This window comes from Baekduia sp. (assembly GCF_035685985.1).
GTDB lineage: Bacteria > Actinomycetota > Thermoleophilia > Solirubrobacterales > Solirubrobacteraceae > Baekduia.
Map to the genome: position 1 here is coordinate 14,454 of NZ_DASRZV010000017.1, position 21,674 is coordinate 36,127.

25 protein-coding genes and 1 tRNA gene are annotated in these 21,674 nt (G+C 72.4%); 12 read left to right on the top strand and 14 right to left on the bottom strand.

The window, feature by feature from the left end; translation table 11 throughout:
- Nucleotides 1-200 precede the first annotated feature (200 nt).
- Nucleotides 201-1,757 carry an adenylate/guanylate cyclase domain-containing protein gene (locus tag VFG42_RS09035; protein WP_324907492.1) on the top strand — a complete coding sequence of 519 codons (1,557 nt, stop codon included), beginning with the start codon at nucleotides 201-203 and terminating at the stop codon, nucleotides 1,755-1,757.
- A gap of 20 nt (nucleotides 1,758-1,777) precedes the next feature.
- Here the strand turns inward: VFG42_RS09035 and VFG42_RS09040 are convergent, their stop codons facing one another.
- The gene (locus VFG42_RS09040; RefSeq protein WP_324907494.1) at nucleotides 1,778-1,966 is read right to left on the bottom strand and encodes a hypothetical protein; all 189 of its coding nucleotides are present in this window, start codon (nucleotides 1,964-1,966) and stop codon (nucleotides 1,778-1,780) included.
- Between the two features lie 153 nt (nucleotides 1,967-2,119).
- Here VFG42_RS09040 and VFG42_RS09045 point away from each other — a divergent pair, with 153 nt between their 5' ends.
- The gene (locus VFG42_RS09045; RefSeq protein ID WP_324907497.1) at nucleotides 2,120-3,766 is read left to right on the top strand and encodes an acetolactate synthase; all 1,647 of its coding nucleotides are present in this window, start codon (nucleotides 2,120-2,122) and stop codon (nucleotides 3,764-3,766) included.
- A 567-nt stretch (nucleotides 3,767-4,333) separates the two neighbouring features.
- Here the strand turns inward: VFG42_RS09045 and VFG42_RS09050 are convergent.
- Both VFG42_RS09050 and VFG42_RS09055 read right to left on the bottom strand, forming a co-directional pair.
- Complete coding sequence (locus tag VFG42_RS09050) at nucleotides 4,334-5,278, bottom strand: Ppx/GppA family phosphatase (RefSeq protein WP_324907499.1); 945 nt, start codon at nucleotides 5,276-5,278, stop codon at nucleotides 4,334-4,336.
- Complete coding sequence (locus VFG42_RS09055) at nucleotides 5,275-6,204, bottom strand: D-glycerate dehydrogenase (RefSeq protein WP_324907501.1); 930 nt, start codon at nucleotides 6,202-6,204, stop codon at nucleotides 5,275-5,277. The genes VFG42_RS09050 and VFG42_RS09055 overlap by 4 nt, the downstream gene beginning before the upstream one ends.
- A gap of 41 nt (nucleotides 6,205-6,245) precedes the next feature.
- Between VFG42_RS09055 and VFG42_RS09060 the strand changes: the two genes are divergently transcribed.
- The 8 genes from VFG42_RS09060 to VFG42_RS09095 all read left to right on the top strand — a co-directional run bounded on the left by VFG42_RS09060 (nucleotide 6,246) and on the right by VFG42_RS09095 (nucleotide 10,817).
- The gene (locus VFG42_RS09060) at nucleotides 6,246-6,485 is read left to right on the top strand and encodes a hypothetical protein (RefSeq protein ID WP_324907503.1); all 240 of its coding nucleotides are present in this window, start codon (nucleotides 6,246-6,248) and stop codon (nucleotides 6,483-6,485) included.
- Between the two features lie 25 nt (nucleotides 6,486-6,510).
- Entirely contained in the window at nucleotides 6,511-6,819 is a 309-nt protein-coding gene (locus VFG42_RS09065) for a hypothetical protein (protein ID WP_324907505.1), read from the top strand.
- 60 nt (nucleotides 6,820-6,879) lie between these two features.
- Nucleotides 6,880-6,953: transfer RNA gene (locus VFG42_RS09070), tRNA-Met, on the top strand.
- A gap of 250 nt (nucleotides 6,954-7,203) precedes the next feature.
- Nucleotides 7,204-7,584: a hypothetical protein gene (locus tag VFG42_RS09075; protein WP_324907508.1), complete on the top strand. Its 381-nt coding sequence runs from the start codon at nucleotides 7,204-7,206 to the stop codon at nucleotides 7,582-7,584.
- Nucleotides 7,581-8,018 (top strand): hypothetical protein, encoded by a 438-nt coding sequence (locus tag VFG42_RS09080; protein ID WP_324907510.1) that lies wholly within the window; start codon nucleotides 7,581-7,583, stop codon nucleotides 8,016-8,018. Before VFG42_RS09075 ends, VFG42_RS09080 begins: the two co-directional genes overlap by 4 nt.
- Before the next feature lie 549 nt (nucleotides 8,019-8,567).
- Complete coding sequence (locus VFG42_RS09085) at nucleotides 8,568-9,317, top strand: hypothetical protein (RefSeq protein WP_324907512.1); 750 nt, start codon at nucleotides 8,568-8,570, stop codon at nucleotides 9,315-9,317.
- A 144-nt stretch (nucleotides 9,318-9,461) separates the two neighbouring features.
- The gene (locus tag VFG42_RS09090) at nucleotides 9,462-10,034 is read left to right on the top strand and encodes a sigma-70 family RNA polymerase sigma factor (protein ID WP_324907514.1); all 573 of its coding nucleotides are present in this window, start codon (nucleotides 9,462-9,464) and stop codon (nucleotides 10,032-10,034) included.
- 12 nt (nucleotides 10,035-10,046) lie between these two features.
- Complete coding sequence (locus VFG42_RS09095) at nucleotides 10,047-10,817, top strand: hypothetical protein (RefSeq protein ID WP_324907516.1); 771 nt, start codon at nucleotides 10,047-10,049, stop codon at nucleotides 10,815-10,817.
- A 95-nt stretch (nucleotides 10,818-10,912) separates the two neighbouring features.
- Here VFG42_RS09095 and VFG42_RS09100 read toward each other — a convergent pair whose 3' ends face one another.
- The 6 genes from VFG42_RS09100 to VFG42_RS09125 form a co-directional block, all read right to left on the bottom strand.
- Entirely contained in the window at nucleotides 10,913-11,926 is a 1,014-nt protein-coding gene (locus VFG42_RS09100; RefSeq protein WP_324907518.1) for a hypothetical protein, read from the bottom strand.
- A complete protein-coding gene (locus tag VFG42_RS09105) occupies nucleotides 11,907-12,491 on the bottom strand; it encodes a DUF6036 family nucleotidyltransferase (protein ID WP_324907520.1) in 585 nt (194 codons plus the stop codon). Before VFG42_RS09105 ends, VFG42_RS09100 begins: the two co-directional genes overlap by 20 nt.
- A 298-nt stretch (nucleotides 12,492-12,789) precedes the next feature.
- Nucleotides 12,790-13,014, bottom strand: a complete 225-nt coding sequence (locus tag VFG42_RS09110; protein WP_324907521.1) for a hypothetical protein — start codon at nucleotides 13,012-13,014, stop codon at nucleotides 12,790-12,792.
- Nucleotides 13,011-13,529 (bottom strand): MarR family transcriptional regulator, encoded by a 519-nt coding sequence (locus VFG42_RS09115; RefSeq protein ID WP_324907523.1) that lies wholly within the window; start codon nucleotides 13,527-13,529, stop codon nucleotides 13,011-13,013. Before VFG42_RS09115 ends, VFG42_RS09110 begins: the two co-directional genes overlap by 4 nt.
- Before the next feature lie 172 nt (nucleotides 13,530-13,701).
- Nucleotides 13,702-15,420: a PKD domain-containing protein gene (locus VFG42_RS09120; RefSeq protein ID WP_324907525.1), complete on the bottom strand. Its 1,719-nt coding sequence runs from the start codon at nucleotides 15,418-15,420 to the stop codon at nucleotides 13,702-13,704.
- A gap of 470 nt (nucleotides 15,421-15,890) precedes the next feature.
- Nucleotides 15,891-16,712: an IclR family transcriptional regulator gene (locus VFG42_RS09125; RefSeq protein ID WP_324907527.1), complete on the bottom strand. Its 822-nt coding sequence runs from the start codon at nucleotides 16,710-16,712 to the stop codon at nucleotides 15,891-15,893.
- A 47-nt stretch (nucleotides 16,713-16,759) separates the two neighbouring features.
- Between VFG42_RS09125 and dhaM the strand changes: the two genes are divergently transcribed.
- Entirely contained in the window at nucleotides 16,760-17,146 is a 387-nt protein-coding gene (gene dhaM, locus VFG42_RS09130) for a dihydroxyacetone kinase phosphoryl donor subunit DhaM (protein ID WP_324907529.1), read from the top strand.
- Nucleotides 17,130-17,414: an HPr family phosphocarrier protein gene (locus VFG42_RS09135; protein WP_324907531.1), complete on the top strand. Its 285-nt coding sequence runs from the start codon at nucleotides 17,130-17,132 to the stop codon at nucleotides 17,412-17,414. The genes dhaM and VFG42_RS09135 overlap by 17 nt, the downstream gene beginning before the upstream one ends.
- Here VFG42_RS09135 and VFG42_RS09140 read toward each other — a convergent pair.
- Genes VFG42_RS09140 through VFG42_RS09160 form a run of 5 tightly spaced genes read right to left on the bottom strand, consistent with a single transcriptional unit; the run spans nucleotide 17,331 to nucleotide 21,331 of the window.
- The gene (locus VFG42_RS09140; protein WP_324907533.1) at nucleotides 17,331-19,115 is read right to left on the bottom strand and encodes a putative PEP-binding protein; all 1,785 of its coding nucleotides are present in this window, start codon (nucleotides 19,113-19,115) and stop codon (nucleotides 17,331-17,333) included. The two genes, VFG42_RS09135 and VFG42_RS09140, sit on opposite strands and share 84 nt — an antisense overlap.
- Complete coding sequence (gene dhaL, locus VFG42_RS09145) at nucleotides 19,115-19,759, bottom strand: dihydroxyacetone kinase subunit DhaL (protein WP_324907535.1); 645 nt, start codon at nucleotides 19,757-19,759, stop codon at nucleotides 19,115-19,117. Before dhaL ends, VFG42_RS09140 begins: the two co-directional genes overlap by 1 nt.
- 7 nt (nucleotides 19,760-19,766) lie before the next feature.
- Nucleotides 19,767-20,768, bottom strand: a complete 1,002-nt coding sequence (gene dhaK / locus VFG42_RS09150; RefSeq protein WP_349260405.1) for a dihydroxyacetone kinase subunit DhaK — start codon at nucleotides 20,766-20,768, stop codon at nucleotides 19,767-19,769.
- Between the two features lie 33 nt (nucleotides 20,769-20,801).
- A complete protein-coding gene (locus VFG42_RS09155) occupies nucleotides 20,802-20,984 on the bottom strand; it encodes a hypothetical protein (RefSeq protein WP_324907539.1) in 183 nt (60 codons plus the stop codon).
- Nucleotides 20,984-21,331: an MIP/aquaporin family protein gene (locus tag VFG42_RS09160; protein WP_324907541.1), complete on the bottom strand. Its 348-nt coding sequence runs from the start codon at nucleotides 21,329-21,331 to the stop codon at nucleotides 20,984-20,986. The genes VFG42_RS09155 and VFG42_RS09160 overlap by 1 nt, the downstream gene beginning before the upstream one ends.
- Nucleotides 21,332-21,674 lie beyond the last annotated feature (343 nt).

Here is a 21,674-nt window from a genome sequence, read left to right on the forward strand (position 1 = left end):
GCGCTGTTTTTCAGCGGACGTGGACGTCCGTTTGACGATCGAGTGGTGAACCGTGCGCTCCCGGGGACCCCACGCCGGTCCGGGAATCGGAACATTGCTCGAACATCACGAAACCTGTGCGTCGATCGACCGCCGTCGAGAAGGACCGGCGCGCCCGAACGGTGGCGTACAGGTGTTCGGTCCGTCACGATCACGAGCAGATGTTCCGCGCCTTCCTCACCTGGGCATTTCAGCGCTTCGGCGCCCGCTATCCGCGCATCGCCGTCGCGGTGCTGTTCCAGGTCGCGTTCCTGATCGTCGGCGGCGGCGTCTGGCTGCTCGACCTGTACGTGAACATCACCGCCGCGCAGTTCGTGCGGATCCTCGTGGTGTCCGAGGTCGCGGTGGCGGTCGAGAACACGCTGGCGATCGCGGTCGTGTGGCGGCTGCTGTCCCCGGCCGACCCGTGGCTGCGCGGCGACCGCTCGCCGCGCGCGGCGCTGAAGGCGTGGCGCGCGCTGGCCGGCGCGCCGCTGGCGTTCGTGCGCTGGGGCCGCGCGGTGCCGTTCGTCCTCAACGTCGTCCCGATCTCGATCTTCCTGACGATCGAGCTCGACGCCCCGTTCTTCCCGTCGTTCTTCATCCTCGGCGCGGGCGTCTCGGTCGTCCTGCTCTACGGCGTCTTCGTCCGCTTCTTCGGCCTGGAGCTGTGGCTGCGCCCGGTGCTGGAGGCGGCGTCGCGCGACCTGCCCGACGGCCCCGGCGTCGCGTCGGTGTCGGTGCCCGTGAAGTGGAAGCTGCTGCTCGCGCTGCCGGCGATCAACATCGTCTCGGGCGTGATCGTCGTCGGGATCGCGGCGCCCGACAGCGCCGGCCTCGGCCAGCTCGGCGTCGGCGTGCTCGTGACGATCGGCGTCGCGTTCACCGTGTCGCTGGAGCTGTCGCTGTTGTTGTTGCGGTCGATCCTGCAGCCGATCCAGGACCTCCAGGAGGGCACCGCGCGCGTGGCGTCGGGCGACCTCTCGGCGCGCGTGCCGGTGCTGGGCACCGACGAGACCGGGCGCCTCGCGGGCTCGTTCAACACGATGGTGTCGGGGCTGGAGGAGCGCGAGCGCCTGCGGGAGGCGTTCGGCGCGTTCGTCGACCCGGGCGTGGCCGAGCGCGTGCTGGAGGAGGGGACGATCCTCGAGGGCCAGGAGGCCGAGGTGACGATCCTCTTCCTCGACATCCGCGACTTCACCGCGTTCGCCGAGCGCGAGGGCGCGCGCGAGGCGGTCGCGCGGCTGAACGACCTGTATGAGTTGATCGTGCCGGTGCTGATCCGGCACGGCGGGCACGCCAACAAGTTCATCGGCGACGGCCTGCTGGGCGTCTTCGGCGCGCCGGAGCGGCTGCCCGATCACGCCGACCGCGCGCTGGCGGCGGCGCTGGAGATCGTCGCGGTCTGCCGCGAGCGCTACGGCGACCGCCTGCGGCTCGGGGTCGGGCTGAACTCCGGGACGGTCGTGGCGGGCACGATCGGCGGCGGCGGGCGCGTCGAGTTCACCGTGATCGGCGACGCGGTCAACACCGCGGCGCGGGTCGAGGAGGCGACGCGGATCACCGGCGACGACGTGCTGCTGACCGAGGCCACGCGCGTGCTGCTGCGGGGCGACCACGGCGGCTTCGTCGGCCGCGGGGACGCCGAGCTGAAGGGCAAGACCGAACGCGTGCGGCTGCACGCGCCCGCGACCGCGGCGGCGGTGGACCGCCCCGCGGTCGAGCTGCGCGCGATCTAGGCGGAGGCCACCGTCAACGTCTACATGTTGACCAGGCCGGCGAGGATCTCCTCGTCGAAGACCTCCTCGGCGTCCATGTGGGTCGCCATCGCGGGCGCCAGCATGGGGTAGGTCGCATCCTGCTCGGCGGCGATCGCCGCGAAGCGTCGGGTGGCCACGGTCTCCTCGCGCGGCTCGCGCGGGAGGTCCTTCTCGAAGCGGGGGTCCATCGTGTGGCTCCTCTCTCCTCGGGGTCGCTGCCGGTTCTACGCCCCTGGGGCAGCGATGCAAGGCGGCTGTTCGATCGCCGCACCCGCTTGGGGGGTGCTTTGTGGGAAACCTATGAACCAACCGGGTGGCCGGGGCGCGATCATGGCGTCGACATGAGCACCGACATCGAGCAGGGGACCCGCGTCCACGGCGGACGGCTGATCGCGCGGCGGCTGAAGGCGCACGGCGTGACGAAGCTGTTCACGCTGTCGGGCGGCCACATCTTCTCCATCTACGACGGCTGCCGGGCCGAGGGCATCGACATCGTCGACGTCCGCCACGAGCAGGCCGCGACGTTCGCCGCCGAGGGCTGGGCGAAGGTCACACGCACCCCGGGCGTCGCGGCGCTGACCGCCGGCCCGGGCGTGACGAACGGGATGAGCGCGATCGCCAGCGCTCAGCAGTCGGCGTCGCCGATCCTCGTGCTCGGCGGACGCGCCCCCGCGCTGCGCTGGGGGATGGGCTCGCTGCAGGAGATCGACCACGTGCCGTTCGTGGCGCCGCTGACCAAGAGCGCCGCCACGGCGGACTCGCCGGACGCGATCCCGGGCCTGGTCGACGACGCGCTGGCGACCGCGATGGCGCCGCACTCCGGTCCCACGTTCCTGGACTTCCCGATGGATCACGTGTTCTCGGAGGGGGAGGACATCGGGATCGAAGGGGCGTTGCACGACGTGCTCGCCGAGCCGATCGCGGGCGGCGACGTCGACAAGGTCATCGCCTTGCTCGACCAGGCGGAGCGCCCGGTGATCATGGCCGGGACCAACCTGTACTGGGGGCGTGGCGAGCACGCGCTGCGCGCGCTGGCCGAGGCGCGTGGCATCCCGGTGTACTTGAACGGCCAGGCCCGCGGCTGCCTGCCGGCCGACCACGAGCTGTTCTTCTCGCGTGCGCGCGGCGACGGCCTGAAGGGCGCCGACCTGGCGCTGGTGATCGGCGTGCCGATGGACTTCCGCCTCGGCTTCGGCGGCTCGTTCGGCGAGGACACCAAGTTGGTCGTGATCGACCGCGCCGAGCCGGTCCGCGCGCACCCGCGGCCGGTCGAGGTGTCGCTGTACGGCGGGATCGACGCCACGCTGCGCGCGCTGGTCGGCGGCTCGGCCACGCCCGATCGCACGCGGGACTGGGTCGCGCACCTGCGCGGCAAGGAGGAGGAGAAGCGGGCGGCCGAGCGCGCCGAGCTGGACGACGGCCGCGCGCCGCTGCACCCGATGCGGCTCTACCGCGAGCTGGGCGAGGTGCTCGATCGCAATGCCATCGTCATCGGCGACGGCGGCGACTTCGTGTCCTACGCCGGCCGCATGATCGAGACCTACGAGCCGGGCTGCTGGCTGGACCCGGGCCCGTTCGGCTGCCTGGGCACCGGCCCCGGCTACGCGCTGGCGGCCAAGCTCGCGCACCCGGACCGCCAGGTCGTGCTGCTGGTCGGCGACGGCGCGTTCGGCTTCAGCGGCATGGAGTTCGACACGCTCGCGCGCCACGGCGTCAACGTGGTCGCGGTGATGGGCAACAACGGCATCTGGGCGCTGGAGAAGCACCCGATGGAGTTCTTGTACGGGTACTCAGTCGCGGCGGAGCTGACGCCGGAGACGCGCTACGACCGGATGGTCGAGGCGCTCGGCGGCCACGGCGAGCTGGTGCGCACGCCGGACGCGTTCAAGCCGGCCTTCGCGCGGGCGCTGTCGTCGGGCAAGCCGGCGCTGGTGAACGTGCTGACCGACCCCGACGTCGTCTACCCGCGCAAGTCGAACCTGGCCTGAGGGAGTCGAGCCCGCCGGCCCGCCGCCCGCCGCTCGCTGCGGCGGGGCGTGGCCGCGGCGGGTCGACGCACCGTTCTCCGGTCCGAAGAACGTGCAGTCTTTCCGGTGCGCTGCGAGACGCCGAAAGTCGGAAGCCGCCCGAGAGGGCGGCTTCCAAACTCGGCCCCGACAGGACGGGCAGGGGTACGTGCCATGCGGGGGCCTGATTGTCTGGCCCGAACGGCGGGAGGCGCCGATTCGATGCGGCTTCGCTCGGACCTATGCGTCGGGACGGCGGAAGAGCGAGCCTGTTCGGCACGTACACCCGTTGACCCGACAGCCCGGACTATCCCGCCGCCGTGGAAGGTGGACAATCAGACACCCGTCCAGGCACGTTCCGAGAAGTGGGGATGCGAGGTACAACCGGTTCGCGGCGATCCACGGGAGGTGGGGCTTCGGCCTCGCTCGACCCCGTCGCTGAAGCGGCCGGGGCGGGCGTGTTCCTCAGCCCTCGCCCGTCCCGTCGCGAAAGGTGCGACGCGTGCCTGGGGAGGTGCGTGCTCGGAGCGGATGGCGTGGGGCGTCCGCTCACTCCGCGGAGGCGGCGGCCCGGTCCAGCGCCGCCCCGCGCAGGATGTCGTGCTCGGAGACCTCGACCTCGGTCAGGTCGAAGCAGCGCATCGCCTCGATCAGCAGGATGACGCCGGCGACGATCGCGGGCGCGCGGTCGGGGTGCAGGCCGGTGACGTGGCGGCGCTGCTCGGTGGTCATCGCGGCCAGGCGCGGGAGCAGCATCTCGCACTGGGCGCGCAGCAGCCGGAAGCCGTGGACCTTGGTGGGGTCGTAGGGGTCGAGGTCCTGGAGGATCGCGGCGCAGGACGTGGCGGTGCCGGCGACGGCGATGCCTTGTTGTACCGCTTGGCGCGTGGCGTGCGGGACGGCGGCGGTGAAGATCTCGTTGGCCTCGGCCTGGAGTTGTTGAAGCTCTTCGGGGCGCGGCGGGTCGGTGCGCAGGAAGCGCTCGGTCTGGCGGACGACGCCCGCCTGGGTGGAGACGTGGAAGTCGACCCGCGCGCCGTGGCCGACGACCAGTTCGGTGGAGCCGCCGCCGACGTCGACGACGACCCGCTTGGCGTCTTCGGCGCCGGCGCGTCCGTCGGTGGCGCCGAGGTAGGTGAGGCGCGCCTCCTCGTCGCCGGTGATCGTGCGCGCGTTGATGTTGTAGGTGTCGTTGATCGCGGCGGTGAACTCGGCGCCGTTGCGCGCGTCGCGGACGGCGGAGGTGAGGACGCCGGTGGTCACGTCCACGTTGTTGTCGTCGATCGCCTTCTTGTAGTCGGTGAGCGCTCGGCGGACGCGCTCCATCGCCTCGTCGGCGAGCACGCCGGTGTGGTCGACGCCCTGGCCGAGGCGCGTGACGGTGGTCCGGCGGTCGCGCTCGGTGACCCGCTTGGTGGCGGGGTCGACATCGGCGATGAGCAACCGCGTGGAGTTGGTCCCGATGTCGACGACGGCGACGCGGCGGGTGCTCATCGCTGGGGCGCGGGGTAGGGGAGCGGCTCGTCGGCGAGGCCCGCGAGGAGGTTGTCGACCGCCATCTCGGCCATGGCCTCGCGCGCCTGGTGGGTGGCGGAGCCGATGTGGGGCAGGACGATGAGGTTCGGCGCGGCGAGGAGCGGGTCGTCGGGCGGGAGCGGCTCGGGGTCGGTGACGTCCAGCGCGGCGGCGCGGAGGCGGCCTTCTCGTAGGGCGCGCGCGAGCGCGTCCTGGTCGACGAGGCCGCCGCGGCCGGTGTTGACGAGGATCGCGCCGGGCTTCGTCGCCGCGAGCGCGTCGTCGTCGATGAGGTGACGCGTCCGCGGGGTGAGCGGCGTGTGGAGCGAGACGAAGTCCGCGCGCGCGAGGGCGGCGTGGAGGTCGTCGCCGCGGTTGACCGGGATGACCTCCATGTCGAAGCCGCGCGCCCGCCGGGCAACGGCGCCGCCGATGCGCCCGCGCGCGCCGACGATGGCGATCGACGCGCCGTGGACGGACGCGCCGAGCCAGCCGCGCGGCTCGAAGGTGCGCCAGCGGCCTTGGATGACCGCCTGCTGGGCCTCGGGCAGCCGCCGCGCGGCGGCGAGCAGGAGGGCGAAGGTGAGGTCGGCGGTGGCGTCGGTGAGGACGTCGGGCGTGACGCCGACGGCGATGCCGCGGGCGGCCGTCGCGGCGAGGTCGACGTTGTCGAAGCCGACCGCGTAGTTGGCAATGACCTTGAGTTGCGGTGCGGCGTCGAGCAGCGCGGCGTCGAGGCGCTCGGTCAGCATCGAGAGCAGCCCGTCCGCGTCGGCGACCGCGTCGCGCAGCTCGATGGGGTGGGGCGGCAGGTTCCCCGGCCAGACCTCGACCTCGTGGCCGGCGGCGGTCAGGCGCTGGAGCGCGTTGCCGGCGATGGCTCGTGCGACGAACACCCGTGACATGTCGGGGGTGATGGTGCCAGGCGCCGGGGTAGCTCGAAAGCATGACCACCACGGCCCTCATCCTCGCGGCGGACGCCGGGCGGGGCGGCCAGGACCCGGGAGCCGGCCTGAGCGCGCTGCTCATCGCACTGGTCGTCGTCGGCGTGATCGTCCTCTTCGCGGCGATCTTCTTCGCCTTCCACCTGCTGTCGAGCCGCTCCCGCGGCGGCGTGGAGCCACGCCCCGGCGAGTTCCGCGACCGCGGCCGGCCGCCCTTCGAGTCGATCGCGCGACGCCGCTAGCGGCCCGGTAGCGTCCGCGCGCGAGATGCTCACCGGCACCGCGCGCACCGGCGACCCACAGGCGCCCGAGATCGTTCCGAGCGACCACTGCGTCGCGCGCTACCGCGAGCGCATGCCGATCCGGACCCCGGGCCTGGACGAGGTCGTGCGCGCGCTGATCGCCACCCTCGAGGACGCCGTGATCACCCGCTGGCCGCCCGCCTGGGCCGTGAGCGACCGATCCACCGCGCTCTGGGCCGTGACCTCCGACCTCGCCTTCCCCCTCGTCGAGACCGCCGAGACCGGCCGCTTCCTCGCCACCACCTGCCTCCGCCGCGGCGACCGCCCCCGGTAACCCACCCGACAACCCTTCGGGCCCGACCCGTAGCCGATTCGGCTATACTTCTTCGTCCGCCGCGGGGTGGAGCAGTCTGGTAGCTCGTCGGGCTCATAACCCGAAGGTCGCGGGTTCGAATCCCGCCCCCGCTACTCCCGAAAGGCCTGCAAATGCAGGCCTTTCGTCGTTCGGGAGCGTGTCCGTGGTCGGACAGAATTGGCCGGTGGGGCAACACGCCGTTGCCCCGCGGGGTGCCGTCAGCCGCTTGGGACTTCGACGCCGGCGAGCTAGCGTCGGTCAGGCTGCGTGGCGACCGGGTCCGGTGGCGCGTGGCGTGACCTGAAAATCGCCCCCGCGACCGTTGGCGCGGCCCGGGGGCATGGCCCAAGGAGCTTGGACTCCATGGACGAGAAGGACCGTACTTGCTGCGGCGAGTTCGAGATGCCGGACGAGGTGCTGCGGCTGCTGCGCCGGGCGGCCGATCACGGGTTGGAGTTGGCCTGCGACTTCGGCGGCGACTGGGACGAGGACGTCCGCGCCCGCGTGCTGCACGCCGCGCGAATGGTCGACGTCTTCCACCTCGGGACGCCGTCGGCGTTCCGGGTCGTCGAGCTGGCCGACAACGCGCTGCGCTGGCGTGAGCCGCCCGACGAGCGCGCGACCACACTCGAGGCGCTGGGCGAGCACTTCGTCGCGCTGGGCGAGGTGCGCGAGCTGATCAAGGTGCGCGACCGCGCGTTGCGTGCGTCCGAGCTTCCCCTGGATGTTGGGGTCGAACGATGAGCCCGCGTGTGCTGCGGCCCCATCCCGCGCGCGACCTGATCCTCGACGCGATGCGCCGGTACGGCGAGCCGATGAGCCCGGCCGAGCTGGCGCGCATCACTGGCGCCACCCTGGGCTCCACGGCCTACCACGTGCAGGCGCTGCTGGTCGCGGAGGTGATCGAGTCGGCCGGGGAGCGGCCCGGCGTGCGCGGCCTGCCCGAGCACTTGTACATGTTGATCGCCGACGACCCGACGCCGACCCACTCGGTCCAGCGGCTGCTCAGCCTCTGCGGCGCCACGATGGTGTCCGATCCCGAAGGCCGCTACCCCATCCCGAGCCGGCTCGACGACGACGCTCGCGCGGAGCTCGAAGCGCTTCTGGACCGGCTGCGCTTGCAGGTGCTGCAGATCGCTGCGGCGTCCACCGCCCGTGTCCGCCGCTGGCGGGGCTGAGCGGTCATGTCCCGGCCCGATCGATCCGCTTCAGACGTTGGCGACCAACATGCGCGTGCAGCGCGCGGTGCTCGGCGTGAGCCAGGAGGAGCGGAGCCTCCTGCAAGCGCTGGGCGGTCATCCGGCGCCTATACGGCCGCAACCCGCGTGGCCTGTGATCCGCGTAGAGATGAACATGTCCTACCGCGCGGCCCACGTGCGGCGTTCCTCGTCCTACGCTCGCCGGTACGCGCGACCCCCGCCGGGCGTTCATCGAGCGTCGAACGGAACTCGCGGCAAAGATGGCTCTGTTTGAGCTGCTGCAACTGCGAAAGGGGCAAGCGACCTTGTGACGGGCTGCTCCCCATGAGTGGAGCTTAGCGATGGAAATCTCCATATCTGGCGACACCGATCTCGGCTATGGATAGCAAAATGATCTGGTGGTTCCCCGATCGCCGCTTGTGCTCGCGGGTGTGAACTGCACGTTTAGCGTCGTAGTTCGATCCGGGACGCTGAAAGCTATAGAGACGGGAGACGGAGATGAACAGGTATAGGAACGCCAGACTCCGCTTGGCATCGCTGGGCGCGGTGCTGTCGCTTGGGCTGGCGCTGCTGTTCGGGGCCCAAACAGCAGGCGCGGTGCAGTACTGCGATCCGTATGCGGCCGGGTCCTACGGGACGTGCTACGGGCCGTACGCGGCGTTGTCTGTCAACGCGGTGGTCGCGCAGACGAGCAGTTGGACCACCTGCGCTGGTGCGCAAGGATCCGGTGGGGCCTTCTACGGCCAGTACTTCTGCGCGTCTGACTTCTCATGCCACACCTACGGCGGGGGCAGCCTGACGCCGTTGGCCCACAACCATGAGGGCTTCGGGCAAACGATCTATGGCTTTACCAACGGGTCCTGGGCCGGTTCCTGCCCCCGCGGTGGCCCGGTCTCCCGGGCCGCCGGCAGTGCGTCGGCCACGGATGCCGTCACCGGGGCGCCCCTTCGAAGCTACGCCTCGGGCTCGAAGACGTGCTTGAGCGTTCCGGACGGGACCGTCGGCGAGGGGATCACCTGCGTGCCCAAGGCTGTAGCCGCGCAGCGCGGCGTGATGGGCGTGCTGGTCGACGGTGCCGACAAGACCGGAGCAGAGCTGACGTCCAACAAACGGCTGTTCGCATTGGCGCCGGTGGGAGCAACGTCCGCCACCATCAGCGGGGCGAGTGGCACGAAGGTCCGCGTCCCGGTGAAGGCCGGCTTCGTCCAGGTCGCGCTCCAGGGCGGCGAGGAAGCACTGAATTGGGACATCACGCCCGCGGTTCTGGCCCTTCCCTGATGTCAGACCGGTGATCGGTTGAGCGTGCGGGACCTGCGGACGGGGCCGCGTACCCTGTCCGCAGGCCCCTGCTCGTGCGTCGCTGTTGGCAGTGTCTGGCCGGTGAGTGTCACAATCGAACCGGTTGCTTGCGAATAGTTTGTGATGAGCCAGTACGAAGGGCTGTCCGACGAGGCGCTGCTCTATGGCAGCGATCCCGATGGCGCGCGGTTTGCGGCGTTCTACCAGCGGCATGTCCGTGAGCTGTTCGCGACGCTCGCGCGCAGCGGCGTCGAGGCGTCCGTTGCGGCCGATGTCGTCGCCGAGACCTTCCTCAGCGCCTTACAGCATCGTGAGTCGTTCAACAGCGGACGCGGGTCCGGTCGTCAGTGGCTGCGCGGGATCATGGCCAACAAGCTGAGCGACCACTGGCGGCAGACCCGCCGCTCGCGCCGGCTGGTCGAACGCCTCGGGGCCGAGTTGCCGACGCTGACCGCTGCGGACATGGACGGCTACGAGGCGCTCTTGCACCAGAGCGATGCCGAGCCGCTGGCCGAGGTACGAGTGACCGCGGCGATCGCGGCCCTGTCAGAGCCGCAGCGCGATGTCGTTTTGGCGCGCGTCGTCCGTGAAGAGCCGTATGTCGCGATCGCCGACTCGATGGATACGACCGAACCAGCTGTGCGCCAGCACCTCAGCCGTGGGTTGCGGGCGCTTCGACGCAGGCTGACGGACTAGGGGAGCAAGATCATGGAGCACTTCATCAGCAAGCTGGAAGCCGTCCTGGTCGACGTCGCCAGAGATCAGAGCGCGCAGGGCCTCCGGACGCGGGACGGGTCGCGTCGGCGCCGACCCGGACGGATCCTCGTCGCGACCGCGGCGGTGGTCCTTGTCGTCGTCGCCGGCGGCAGTGCCCGGCTCGGTGGCAGCGATCATGTGGCCGACGCGCAGACGCTTCCCGCACTCCGCTATCCGGCTCACGGCGCCGAGTCCATGCGCGGCCGACTCCCCGACGCCTTGGTGCGCAGTGTGAACCTCGCCCAGGCGCGTTCCTTCAAGAGCTCAGCGGCTAGCGGATTCGTCCTGCCCTCCGACGACGGCGACTCAGTGTGTCTCGTCCTCGCCGACGCGGCCGGTTACGGCAGCACCTGCGCGCCGATCGCGCGAGTCCGCGAGCACGGACTCGTCGGACAATCGATCTCGCCTTCCCCCGATGCGGGCCCGTCCCGCGTTGCCATCGTCCTTCCGAACGACGCGCCGACCCCCGTACTGCGCTACGACGACGGCTCGACCGAGGTCGTCCACATCGACCACGGCGTGGCCACCGCCACCGTCCGAGCCTCCGGCGTCCTCACCGTCGGTTCCGGCGACGCGACCCAGACGCTGCGCCTGCGGGCCTTCGAGCCCCAGGGCGAGTTCGCGGTCGACTGCGGCAATGGCCGGATCGTCAAGGTTCCCGCGCAAGCCGACACCGCACAGGACCGCCGCAGCGCGGTCTGCGACTACGCCAACACCCCGTAGTGCTCCACAGTTGATGACCTCACAAGTCCCGCGTGGGCGGGCCTCGGCGAGAACTTCGCACCTGCTGGCCCATGGCGGACCGGCTTCGACGTGGGCTAAGGGTTGCCGCGCACGTTGGCGATCGCTGCGTGGGTGATGGAGACGAACCGGTCCCAGGAGTCGGTGCCGTGGGCGGTGTGGAGGCTGGCGGGGATGCCGATGTAGCTGAGGTCGTCGGCGATGTCGTCGGTGAGGGTGTGGGCTTGGCTGGCGAGCAGGTAGGGGGAGAGCGCTTCGAGTTGGGGTTGTTGGAGCCAGCGGTGGATCCGGGTCAGGGCGCGGTAGGCGGGGATCCAGTCGAAGTGCAAGGGCAGGCTCGGGGCCGAGGGCAGACGTAGCAACGTGGCCCAGTCGGCGTGGTTGATGGAGTAGTGGCGGTCGTCGGCGACGCGGACGACGTCGATGACCCCGGCTTCGTGCAGTTGGGTGAGGCCTTCGCGGACGTTGCGTTGGGCGAAGGCGGCGTTGGCGTGGATGACGCCGCTGGAGAGGCGTGGGGCGCGGATCGTCAGCAGGGTGCGGATCGCTTCGGCGCGGACGCCGAGGCCCAGCAGGCGGCGCAGCCGGAAGGCGAAGTTGATGGGGTCGTGCAGGCGAGGCAGCTGGGACTTGCCGGAGGCGCTCAGGGGCGGTCGCGCGAAGCCGTGGCGCGAGAACGCCGGGTCGAGCGAGCCGCTCGGCGCAGGGAGCGCGGGGAAGAGCGGCTCGAGCGCGTCGCCGTCCGGAAGGAGGGGATCGCCTTGTGCGGGTGGTTGGCGGCGGCGTGCGGTGGCGGCCCAGGCCAGCGCGGCTTCGGCGAGCGCGCGGTCGGCGGCATCGGTGCAGAGGTTGCGCAGCCGGTGGGTGCTGATCAGCGGGGTGTTGAGCGCCAGCCAGTCGAGAACCTCGTCAAAGAGCCGCGGATCGTGGCGCGCGACGTGCAGGGTGAACAGCAGCAGGGCCTCGGGATCGGCGGCCCGCTCTTCGCGGCGCTTGGGCGGGGCGCCAGAGAGGCCTATCTGCGACCACTGCTCCCACGCCAGCTCCAGCAGGGCGTCGGTGGTCTGGGCTCTAAGCGTCGCGACCGTCATCTTGGACTCCGAGATCGGCAAGGGCTCGGGCGACCGCGTCGTCGAATGGCCCGGGCCTCCTGTGGGTTCGCGCCCAGCGCGCGCCGGCACGAAGCTCCTGGTCGGTCGGCGCGAGCCGGCGGAGGTCGGCGAAGTCCCGCGGCTCGCGCCGGTCGGCGGCGGCATAGAGCTTGAGATAGATCTGATCGATGCGCGAAGCGAACGACACGCGCAGCGCCGAGCCGTAGTCGCGGCTGCTGAGCCGGTCGGCAAAGCCGTCGGGCAGCCCGAGGTCGAGCAGGCTGGTCGGCCCGGGATTTAGCCAGTTGGGCTCCAGGCCGAGATCGCGGGCGACCAGCGCAGCCGCGTCGGCAATCGGCGCCGGCAGCGGCTGGGGGGACACCAGCTTTCCGTGCCGTTCCAAAGCGACGACGTCCACGTCCTGCGTGCTGCGCGAGATGGCGTCGATGGCCAGCAGGCCGCTGCCGCCGATCACCACGAGGTGAGCCGAGTTCCCGGCGAGGGCAAGCTGCTCGCCGAGCGCGGATAGGGCCGCGTCGAGCCGATATGTATCGATGTCCTGCATTCGTGCTACGGATGATATACATCCGCAGTGCGGATGACATGTAGCAAAACATTTGGCGCCCGACGCGGCGGGAGTCGCCGAGCTAGCTGTGTGCGGCACTCCGTCGATGGGTGCGCAGCGCCCGCTCAGCTGGTCGCGGTGCGCATTCCCTCGATGTGGCGCTCGCCTGGCTCGACGTTCGTGTACCGCCGCGGGTCGCCGTACGTCAGCTCGACGCGTCGGCGACCGAGGTGGGCCGGGCCGAGCGCGAACCGGGAGATGTAGGAGGCCTTGCCCGAAGCCAGCAGCTGCTCCGAGATCAGAAGTCCGCCGACGGCTTCTCGTCGTCAGCGGCGATCTCGGCCAGGCGCTGAAGCGGCCGACGTACGAGGTCGTCGGCGTCTGAGAACTGGCCGGTGGTGGGGAAGGTCTGGATCTCCTGGGCGAAGTCCATGGCATTGCCTTGACGACCGCTGACGTCTTGTGCGAGCCAGAACGAGATCCGCTTGCCTCGCCGCCGTGCCTCGAGCAGGTGGATACTCACGAGAGCGCGGGCTCCGCGAGGCGTTTGGCGAGCAGCTCGGCGGCGACGCCCCGGATGCGGGCGTCGCCGAGGCGGAGGGCATCGACGCGGGCCAAGCTCTCGCCGAGGGCGGGGTCGCGTCGTGCGGCCTCGGGCACGGCGTCCTGCAGCGGGCGCAGGGCCAGCCCGCGCGACCGGCCCTTGGGGTCGGGCCAGACGGGAGCGAGCTCGCTGGGCGACGAGGCGATGTGATCGACCAGCGGCTCGGCGGCCCACGCCGTCGGGACCCCGCGGCTCTCGCCCGCCAAGACGGCGGGGAAGATGTACTTAACGGCGTGGATCAGGAACTCCTCGGCCTGGCTGCCGTTGATCCGATGCCGTCGCTCGTCCAGGAGGCCGGCGGCGGACAGGCGTTTCAGCGCCCGGTGGACCACGCTGCGCGGGATGCCCGTTTCCTCGGCCAGCGTCCGGACCGTCCAGTCCGGCCCGCTTGCGCTGAGCTTCAGCAACAGGACGATGTCCTCGCCCTTGAACATGGCCGCGGGATAGCAGCTTGTCCCTAGTCCCGGGACTGGGGACAAGCGCCTTCGTCCTCACGACTCTTGCGCTGGGCATCGCCGAGAGCAGGGGCAGCAGATGAGGAGAAGCACCTCGATGAGGCGACGCACACCACCACCACGGCGGGCGGGCGGCTTCGCATCGGTGAGATCACCGAACGCGTGCCAGCGGGATCCCGCGCAAGGGCAGGGCGGCGCTGCGCGTCGCCTTCGGCTTGACGAACGTCACGCCCAGCGTCTTGGTCGCCGCCCGTCCGCTCTTGGGGCGGAAGACGAGCTTCAGCGTGTAGGCCCCGGCCTTGGGTCGCTTGGGCAGCTTCAGCGAGAAGCCGAGCGTTCCGGCCCGGGCGATCTTGACGCTGCCCTTGGCGGCGATCTTCGCTCCGCGCAGGAGCGAGACCTCGACCGTGCCCGCCGTGTCGACGGTGAGCACCATCGGCAGCTTGGTGCGGGTCTTGGTCAGCGTCAGCCGCTTGGGGGCGACGACGCTGAGCCCGCCGGCGCGGGTGCGCTGTGTACCGCCGCCGCCCGCCTGCTGGCTGACGGTCGCCGCCGACGGTGCGGCCGTCACGGTGGCGCCCCCGGACGCCGTGGTCGGCGGTGGGGTGGTGGTCGTGGTGGCGCCGGGGGTGCTGCCCCCGGGGGTGCTGCCCTCGGGCGTGCCGCCTCCGGGGGTGCTGCCTCCGGGCGTGCCGCCTCCGGGCGTGGTGGTCGTCCCGCCTGGTGTCGTGCCGCCCGGTGGCGGCGCTGTGACCGTGATCGTCACGGTTCCCTGGCCGGCGTTGCCCGCGCCGTCGCTGGTGGACGCCTTGGCGACGTAGGTTCCCGCCTGCGTGTAGGTGTGGGTCGGCGCGGTCCCGCTCCCGTGGGCGGTGTTGTCGCCGAAGTCCCAGTCATAGGCGTTGCCGACGCCGGAGGTCGCGTCGGTCGCGCCCGCGTTGAACGTCACCAGCTCGCCGACGCCCACCGTCGTCTTGGAGGCGCTCGCGGTCACGACCGGCGCGACGCGGTCGAGGACGACATGGCCGCAGAGGGGCGTCGAGATGTTGGCGTTGTTGGACGTCGCCTGGGCGAACTGGTTGGTTCCCGACGGGTTGTCGGGCACCGCGGAGTCGGCGGACATCGCGCAGACGTTCCAGTCCCCGTCGGGCTGCGCCGTCACGTCTGAGGTGCACGTGAAGGACGTCGTGCGGCTCGACGGGTTGGCCGCGTGGCTGCACGGCTCCGCGGGGCTGCCGCCCGGCGTGCAGGTACCACCGCGGTTGACGCAGACCCAGTTGGAGGCGACGCCGCCGGTCCCCTGCCACGGCGGGCTCGTCGCGTCCTGGTAGTCGATCTGGATCTGCAGGACGGGGTTGTTGGTGTAGTCGGCGGTGCCGTCCACCCACACGCCGATCGCCGGCTTGGTGCGGTCGATCGTCGTCGCCGCGCAGTTGCCGATGTTGGCCGCGTCGAGCTTCCACGGCAGGTAGGGCCAGCGGTAGAAGGCGCTGGCGCACATCTGGTAGGTGTGGCCGTCGTCGAGCACCGTGTTGGTGGTGAACGGCGTCCCGCCGAAGTCCCCGCTGGACGGGCTCGGCCCGGACCGCACGCTCCCGGTGCAGTTCGACGACCCCGGCCCGCCGGTCGTGCCGTTGCTGGACTCGACCGTGACGTTGTCGCGGTAGGTGAAGAAGCAGAGGTAGTACGTGTAGTTCGTGTTGGCGCTCTCGTCGGTGCCGTTGACCGCCACCCAGTGCCAGAAGAACGCGTTGTTGGCCGCCGTCTTCGTGTAGGCGGGCTCGTTGTAGGCCTGGATGCTCGCCGGCGCCACCGCGGGCGCCAGCCCGAGCATGCAGGCGCTGGCGACCAGCGCGGTGATCCATCGCATCACCCCATCCTGCGACGCGTCCGCCGCATCCGCATCGGTGAAACCACCGGTAGGAGAGCCTCGGGTCGAGGGCGGCCGCCAGGTCAGCCGTGGCGGCGGCTTCGGAGCTCGCCCGCTACGACGACCTCCATCGACCCATCCGACGTCCCGAGCCTGGTCGGGACGTCGCCGCGGGCAAGGCGAGGCACTTCCCGCTCAAGGCGGGCGACGCCCTGCGCCTGGTGTCGCGCCCACGGCTTCCGCCAGAGCCAAAGCGGGCCGCGGGCCGCGTCTCCCCGCTTGGGGAGGCTCGGTGCTGAAGGGCATCGAATCGCATCGTGCTGTCCGGGCCCAGGACTCGAGTCGTGCGGGCAGTTCGAATCCCGCCCTCGCTACTCAGCATCTTCGGCAAGCTCGGCCTGCACGCGGCCGAGGGCGGGGGACCTGTGGGTGCTCGCGGTGCTCGCCGGGCTGCGGGCCGGCGACGCGGCCTAGCCGGCCGGCGGCCAGCGCGGCGCGCCGAGCTCGCGGGAGATGCCGCGCGCCGCGTCGACGACCGCGGCGGTGAGGGCCTTGCTCGGCGTCGTGCGCGGCAGCAGGGTGGTGGTCTCGCCCACGAGCGCGATCGCGCCGACCGCCAGGCCGGCGTGGTCGAAGATCGGCGCGGCGACGCTGGCCTCGCCGAGCACCGCCTCGTCGCGCTCGCGAGCGATCCCGCGCTCTCGCGCCTCGCCCAGCTCGCGGCGCAGCGCGGCGGCCGCCAGCGTCTTGTGCGTCAACTTGGACAGAGGCTCGGCGGTGAGGTCGTCGACCGCCTGCGGCGGGCCGAAGGCGAGGATCGCCTTGCCCAGCGCGGTGGCGTGCGCGGGCAGCTGCGCACCGACTTCTAGGACTTGAAACGCGTCGTCGGGCCGGAAGACGTGGTGGACGACGACCACGACCGGGCCGTGCAGGACGCCGACGCGGACGGCGGCGCGAGCGCGCTGCGCCAGCCGCTCGGCGTGGACGATCGAGCGCCCGCGCAGCTCGTTGAGGTCCAGGAACGAGTTGCCCAGGTGCAGCAGGCCGGCGCCGAGTTGGTACTTGTCGGAGTCGCGGTCCTGCTCGACGAAGCCGTGCGCCTGGAGCGTCTGGAGCAGGCCGTGGACCGTGGGGCGCGCGAGCTCGAGCCGGTCGGCGATCTCGCTGACGCCGAGGCGCCGCGGGCCGGACGCCAGCAGCTTGAGGATGCGCGCGGCGCGGTCGACGGATTGGATCGTGCCGCGCCGCGCGCCCGCCCGGGCGGGCGCGGTCTCGCGCTCGGATTCGGTCACGTCATTCGACATTGTCGAATCGCTTTCGGAACTGTAGACTGGCCGCCATGGTCGGGATCGTGGTTGTATCGCACAGCGCGGAGCTTGCCTCCGGCCTGTCGGCGCTCGCGGCCCAGATGGCCGGCCCCGACGTCGCGATCGAGGCCGCGGGCGGCACCGCCGACGGCCGGCTCGGCACCGACGAGGCCGGGGTGGCCGCGGCGATCGAACGCGCCGGCCGCGACGGCGACGGCGTCGTCGTCCTCGGCGACCTCGGGTCCTCGATCCTCACCGTTCGCTCGCTGCTCGCCGAGCAGCCCGACGGCCACGTCAAGCTGGCCGACGCCCCGGTCGTCGAGGGCGCCGTCACCGCGGCGGTCACCGCCAGCGCCGGCGCCGACCTGGAGGCCGTCGTGCAGGCGGCCGAGGAGACCCGCGATGCCCGCAAGCTCTGAGGCGCAGACCACCGCCACGCTGCCGTCGGATGTCGACCTGCACGCGCGGCCGGCCGCCGCGTTCGTGCGCGCCGCGATGGCGTTCGAGGCGTCCGTGACGATCGCCGCCGACGATCGGGAGGCGGACGCCAAGAGCCTGCTGTCGGTCCTGGCGCTCGGGGCCAAGGCGGGGACCTCGGTGACGCTACGGGCCGACGGCCCCGACGCGGCCCGGGCGGTTGACACGCTCGGCGAGCTGATCGCCGGCCTCGTCGAGACGCCCGGCTAGCTCCTCCTCCACCAGCGCGGCGACCTCCCCCGCGTCGCGGGCCGCGAGCGCTCGCGACGCGAGTCGCCGCGCCGTCTGGGCATCGAGCGCGCGGACCCAGCCGCGGACCGTGCCGGCGCGCGCGGCGCCGACGCTGAGCTCGTCGACGCCGAGGCCGACGAGCAGCGGCATCGCGGTCGGGTCCGACGCGGCCTCGCCGCAGACCTCGATCGGGATCTGGGCGTGGTGCGCGGCGCGTGCGGAGCGGTCGACGTTCGCCAGGACTCGAGGATGGTGCGCGGGCGCGGTCGTGCCGGCCGCGGCGAAGCGCTCGTGCGCGAGCGTGGAGCTGGCGAGGTCGTTGGTGCCGATCGACAGGAACGCGCAGCGCCGCGCCAGCTCCGTCGCGGCCGCGGCGGCGCCGGGCGTCTCGACCATCGCGCCGAGCGCGACGGCCTGCGGATGCGGCAGGGCCGCCGCGACGGCGTCGACCTGGTCGGGGTGCTCGACCAGCGGGATCAGCACGCGAAGCGGCAGCTCGGGCGTGTCCTGCGCGAACGAGGCAATGGCCTTCAGTTGGTCGGCGAGCGCCTGCGGGTGTGCGAGGAGCATCGCGATGCCGCGCTCGGGGCGGCCGCGCAGGAACGGCGGGGTCTTGTCGCCGCCGAAGTCGAGCAGCCGGATCGTGAGGACGTGGTCGGGGCGGGCGCCGTGCGGGAGCGCCTGCGCGACGGCGTCGAGGAGCGCCCGGTGCTGCGCGACGGTCGGCCACGCGTCGGCTTCGAGGAACGCGAGCTCGGTGCGCAGGAGCCCCACGCCCTCGGCGCCGGCGGCGAGGCCGACCTGCACCTCGGCGGGCCCGGCGGCGTTGGTGAGGACGCGGACGCGGACGCCGTCCCGGGTGACGGCGGGAAGCAGGGCCCGGGCGTCGTCGGCGGCGCGCCGGGCGGCCGCGGCCTCCATGCGCTGCTGCGCCTGCGCGGCGGTGTCGGCGTCGGGGTCGACGACGAGCTCGCCGGTGGTGCCATCGACGATGACTCGCGCGCCTTCCGCGATGGCGAGCGCCTCGGCGCCGAGGCCCACGACCATCGGCACGCCGAGCGACCGGGCGACGATCGCCGCGTGGGCCGTCGGTCCGCCGCCGGCGAGCGCCACCGCGGCGGCGTGCTCGAGCTCCGCGACGTCGGCGGGGCCGAGGTCGTCGGCGACGATCACCATGGGCACGATCGGGGTCGCGGCAGCCGCGGCCGTGGGCGCCGGCGCCGGCGCGGCAGCGCCGCCCGCGGTCACGCCGCCCTCTCCCCGTTCCGCCAGCCGCGCGGCGCGGCGGCCGAAGGACCGCACGTCGTCGGCCCGCGCGGCCAGGTGTGGGTCCGGCAGCGAGGCGATCAAGTGGGCATGGTCCTCCGCCGCCGCGGCGATCGCGGCGGCCGCGGTGAGGTCGCCGTCGCGCACATGGCGTTCGACCGCCTGCTCCAGCGCGGGGTCGACGGCCATGAGCGTGCCGGCGTCGACGATGTCGGCCTCCGCGCCGTGCCCGCCGGCACGCAGGCGCTCGGCGGTCGCCGCCAGCTCCGCGCCGGCGGCGGCCAGCGCGCCGCGCGCCCGCGCCAGCTCCCCTTCCACCCCAACGTGGTCGGGACGCCGCGCCGTCGCGGCCGTGCCCGCCATCACGCGGGCGGCCCCGATCGCCACGCCCGGAGACGCCGGCAGGCCGCGCATCAGCCGACCGCGCGCGCGAGCGCCGCGAAGACCAGCGCGGTCGACGCCGCGCCCGGATCCTCGTGGCCGACCGAGCGCTCGCCGAGGTACGACGCGCGGCCCTTGCGGGCCTGCAGCGGCACGGTCGCCCGCGCGGCCTCCGCGGCGGCGTCGGCCGCCGCGGCCGTCGCGGCACCCAGGGCGTCGCCGCGCTCCAGCGCCGACCGCAACGCCCCGACCGCCGGCACGAGCGCGTCGACCATGGTCTTGTCGCCCGGCACCGCGGCGCCGAGCTCCTGGACGGCCTTCACGCCCGCCGCCAGCGCCTCGGCCAGCGCCGGGCCTTCAGGCTGCGCGTCGTCGCCGAGCGCGCGGCCGGCGCCGCGCAGCAGCGAGCCGTACAACGGCCCGCTCGCGCCGCCGACCTTCGAGACCAGCGTCCGCCCCGCCAACACCAACAACTTGCCCGGTGGCAGGTCGGCGCCCTGCTCGTCCAGCGCCGCGACGACGGCCTCGCAGCCGCGGTTCATGTTGATCCCGTGGTCGCCGTCGCCGATGGCCGCGTCGAGCTGGGTGAGGTGGTCGGCCTGGCCGCGGACGTCCGCGGCCAGGCCCTGCAGCCAATCGACGATGGTCTTCGACTCGACGACGGTCACGGTCGACATCCTCGCGTCACGCTCCCCAACGGAGTGCCGGGGTGTGCACGGGAGCGTCCCACAACTCGGTCAGCTCGTCGTCGAGCGCCAGCAGCGTCAAGGACGCGCCGGCCATCTCCAGCGACGTGATGTAGCTGCCGATCAGGCGCCGGATCGGCTCCAGCCCGCGGGCGCGCAGCAGCCGGTCGACCTCCCCGTACAACGCGTACAACTCGATCTGCGGCGTGCCACCCATGCCGTTGACGAACGGCAGGACCTTGGTCCCGGAGTCCGGCTTGAGGTCGGAGACGACCGCGTCGACGAGCAGCTCGGCGATCTCGTTGAGCGTCCCGAGCGGCGCGCGGCGGCGCCCCGGCTCGCCGTGGATGCCGATGCCGATCTCCATCTCGCCCTCGGGCAGGTCGAAGATCGGCTTGCCCGCGGCCGGCGGCGTGCACGACGACAGCGCGATGCCGAACGAGCGCGCCTGGTCGTCGACGCGCCGCGCGATCCCGGCGACCGTCGCGACGTCGTCGCCGCGCTCGGCCGACGCGCCCGCGAGCTTCTCGGCGAGCACCGTCGCGCCGACGCCGCGCCGGCCCGCCGTGTACAGCGAGTCCTGCACGGCGACATCGTCGTCGATGAGCACCGACTCCACCGTGATGCCCTCGTCGGCGGCGTCCTCGGCCGCCATCTTGAAGTTCATCACGTCGCCGGTGTAGTTCTTGACGATGTGCACGACGCCGGCGCCGCCGTCGACCGCCTTGGTCGCGGCGAGCATCTGGTCGGGCACCGGCGAGGTGAACACCTCGCCCGGGCACGCGGCGTCGAGCATCCCGAGCCCCACGAACCCGCCGTGCATCGGCTCGTGCCCCGAGCCCCCGCCCGAGATCAGCGCGACCTTGCCCTGCCGCGGCGCGTCGACGCGGGCGACGAACTGCGCGGCGGCGTCGTAGCGCAGCAGGTCGCCGTGGGCGGCCGCGAGGCCGGCCAGGGACTCCTTGACCAGGTCCGCGGGGTCGTTGAGCAGCTTGCGCATCGGATGCGATGAGATGGCCATTCGGAACACCTCCTACTTGGCGACCGCGACGTCGTCGGGGTCTGGATGGGTGACGGTCTGCTCTATGGGCATCATCCGCCGTCGCGGCGTCGCGAGGTAGTCGTAGGTCACCGCGGCGACGCCGGCGGCGGCGCCGACCAGGCCGGCGAAGGCGCCGGGCGAGCGCGAGCCGACGATCCCGAGGATCGCGAACATCAGCAGCGCGGTCCCGAGGGCCTCGGAGACGCGCCGACCACGGCGCCGACGAGCTGGCCGACGACGTAGGCCGGGACTTCGCGCCACGGGAAGCGCTTGGTCGCCGGGAGCGCGAAGGTCACCGCCGGGTTGACGTGGCAGCCGGAGACCTTGCCGATCGCACAGACGAGCGCCGTGATGACCAGGCCGAAGGCGAACGAGATGCCCAGCAGGTCCGCGCCCGCGATCGCCGGCGTCTTGTCGCCCGAGAGGACGAGCGTCGCCACGACCGAGCCGGGACCTACGAGCACCAACAGCGCGGTCCCGAGGGCCTCGGTGATCGCGCGCTGCGGGATGGAATGCTCCATCGCTGCTGCTCCTTGGAGGATGTTGGCCCGAGTTCGACAATGTCGAACGCAATTCGACGCGACCGTACTCCTCCTGACAGCCGCGCGTCAAGGGTCGGCGAACGGCCGCACCGCGAGCGCGGCGGGCGCCTCGCGCGCGCCGAGCTCGTAGGCGGCGCCGTGCGCCGTGCGCCGTGCGCCGTGCGCAGGACGGTCGCGGGCGCCGCATCGCCCATCGGGCGGTTGGCGACGTGCTGCTCGGAGCCGTCGGGGTCGGCGTGGCGCCAGACGACGATATGGCGCGGTTGCCGTGCACGGTCAGGCGCACTGGCGTCGGGACCGCCGACGCGGAGGTCCAGGGAGG

Bases quoted from the DNA above. Each gene is read 5' to 3' on its own strand.
- VFG42_RS09120 (WP_324907525.1), bottom strand. From the start codon at position 15,420: ATGCGATGGATCACCGCGCTGGTCGCCAGCGCCTGCATGCTCGGGCTG.
- VFG42_RS09090 (WP_324907514.1), top strand. From the start codon at position 9,462: ATGAGCCAGTACGAAGGGCTGTCCGACGAGGCGCTGCTCTATGGCAGC.
- VFG42_RS09065 (WP_324907505.1), top strand. From the start codon at position 6,511: ATGCTCACCGGCACCGCGCGCACCGGCGACCCACAGGCGCCCGAGATC.
- VFG42_RS09135 (WP_324907531.1), top strand. From the start codon at position 17,130: ATGCCCGCAAGCTCTGAGGCGCAGACCACCGCCACGCTGCCGTCGGAT.
- VFG42_RS09080 (WP_324907510.1), top strand. From the start codon at position 7,581: ATGAGCCCGCGTGTGCTGCGGCCCCATCCCGCGCGCGACCTGATCCTC.
- dhaL (WP_324907535.1), bottom strand. From the start codon at position 19,759: ATGTCGACCGTGACCGTCGTCGAGTCGAAGACCATCGTCGATTGGCTG.
- VFG42_RS09040 (WP_324907494.1), bottom strand. From the start codon at position 1,966: ATGGACCCCCGCTTCGAGAAGGACCTCCCGCGCGAGCCGCGCGAGGAG.
- VFG42_RS09105 (WP_324907520.1), bottom strand. From the start codon at position 12,491: ATGCAGGACATCGATACATATCGGCTCGACGCGGCCCTATCCGCGCTC.
- VFG42_RS09035 (WP_324907492.1), top strand. From the start codon at position 201: ATGTTCCGCGCCTTCCTCACCTGGGCATTTCAGCGCTTCGGCGCCCGC.
- VFG42_RS09055 (WP_324907501.1), bottom strand. From the start codon at position 6,204: ATGTCACGGGTGTTCGTCGCACGAGCCATCGCCGGCAACGCGCTCCAG.
- VFG42_RS09100 (WP_324907518.1), bottom strand. From the start codon at position 11,926: ATGACGGTCGCGACGCTTAGAGCCCAGACCACCGACGCCCTGCTGGAG.
- VFG42_RS09060 (WP_324907503.1), top strand. From the start codon at position 6,246: ATGACCACCACGGCCCTCATCCTCGCGGCGGACGCCGGGCGGGGCGGC.
- VFG42_RS09050 (WP_324907499.1), bottom strand. From the start codon at position 5,278: ATGAGCACCCGCCGCGTCGCCGTCGTCGACATCGGGACCAACTCCACG.
- VFG42_RS09155 (WP_324907539.1), bottom strand. From the start codon at position 20,984: ATGTTCGCGATCCTCGGGATCGTCGGCTCGCGCTCGCCCGGCGCCTTC.
- VFG42_RS09115 (WP_324907523.1), bottom strand. From the start codon at position 13,529: ATGTTCAAGGGCGAGGACATCGTCCTGTTGCTGAAGCTCAGCGCAAGC.
- VFG42_RS09095 (WP_324907516.1), top strand. From the start codon at position 10,047: ATGGAGCACTTCATCAGCAAGCTGGAAGCCGTCCTGGTCGACGTCGCC.
- dhaM (WP_324907529.1), top strand. From the start codon at position 16,760: ATGGTCGGGATCGTGGTTGTATCGCACAGCGCGGAGCTTGCCTCCGGC.
- VFG42_RS09075 (WP_324907508.1), top strand. From the start codon at position 7,204: ATGGACGAGAAGGACCGTACTTGCTGCGGCGAGTTCGAGATGCCGGAC.
- VFG42_RS09140 (WP_324907533.1), bottom strand. From the start codon at position 19,115: ATGCGCGGCCTGCCGGCGTCTCCGGGCGTGGCGATCGGGGCCGCCCGC.
- VFG42_RS09045 (WP_324907497.1), top strand. From the start codon at position 2,120: ATGAGCACCGACATCGAGCAGGGGACCCGCGTCCACGGCGGACGGCTG.
- dhaK (WP_349260405.1), bottom strand. From the start codon at position 20,768: ATGCGCAAGCTGCTCAACGACCCCGCGGACCTGGTCAAGGAGTCCCTG.
- VFG42_RS09160 (WP_324907541.1), bottom strand. From the start codon at position 21,331: ATGGAGCATTCCATCCCGCAGCGCGCGATCACCGAGGCCCTCGGGACC.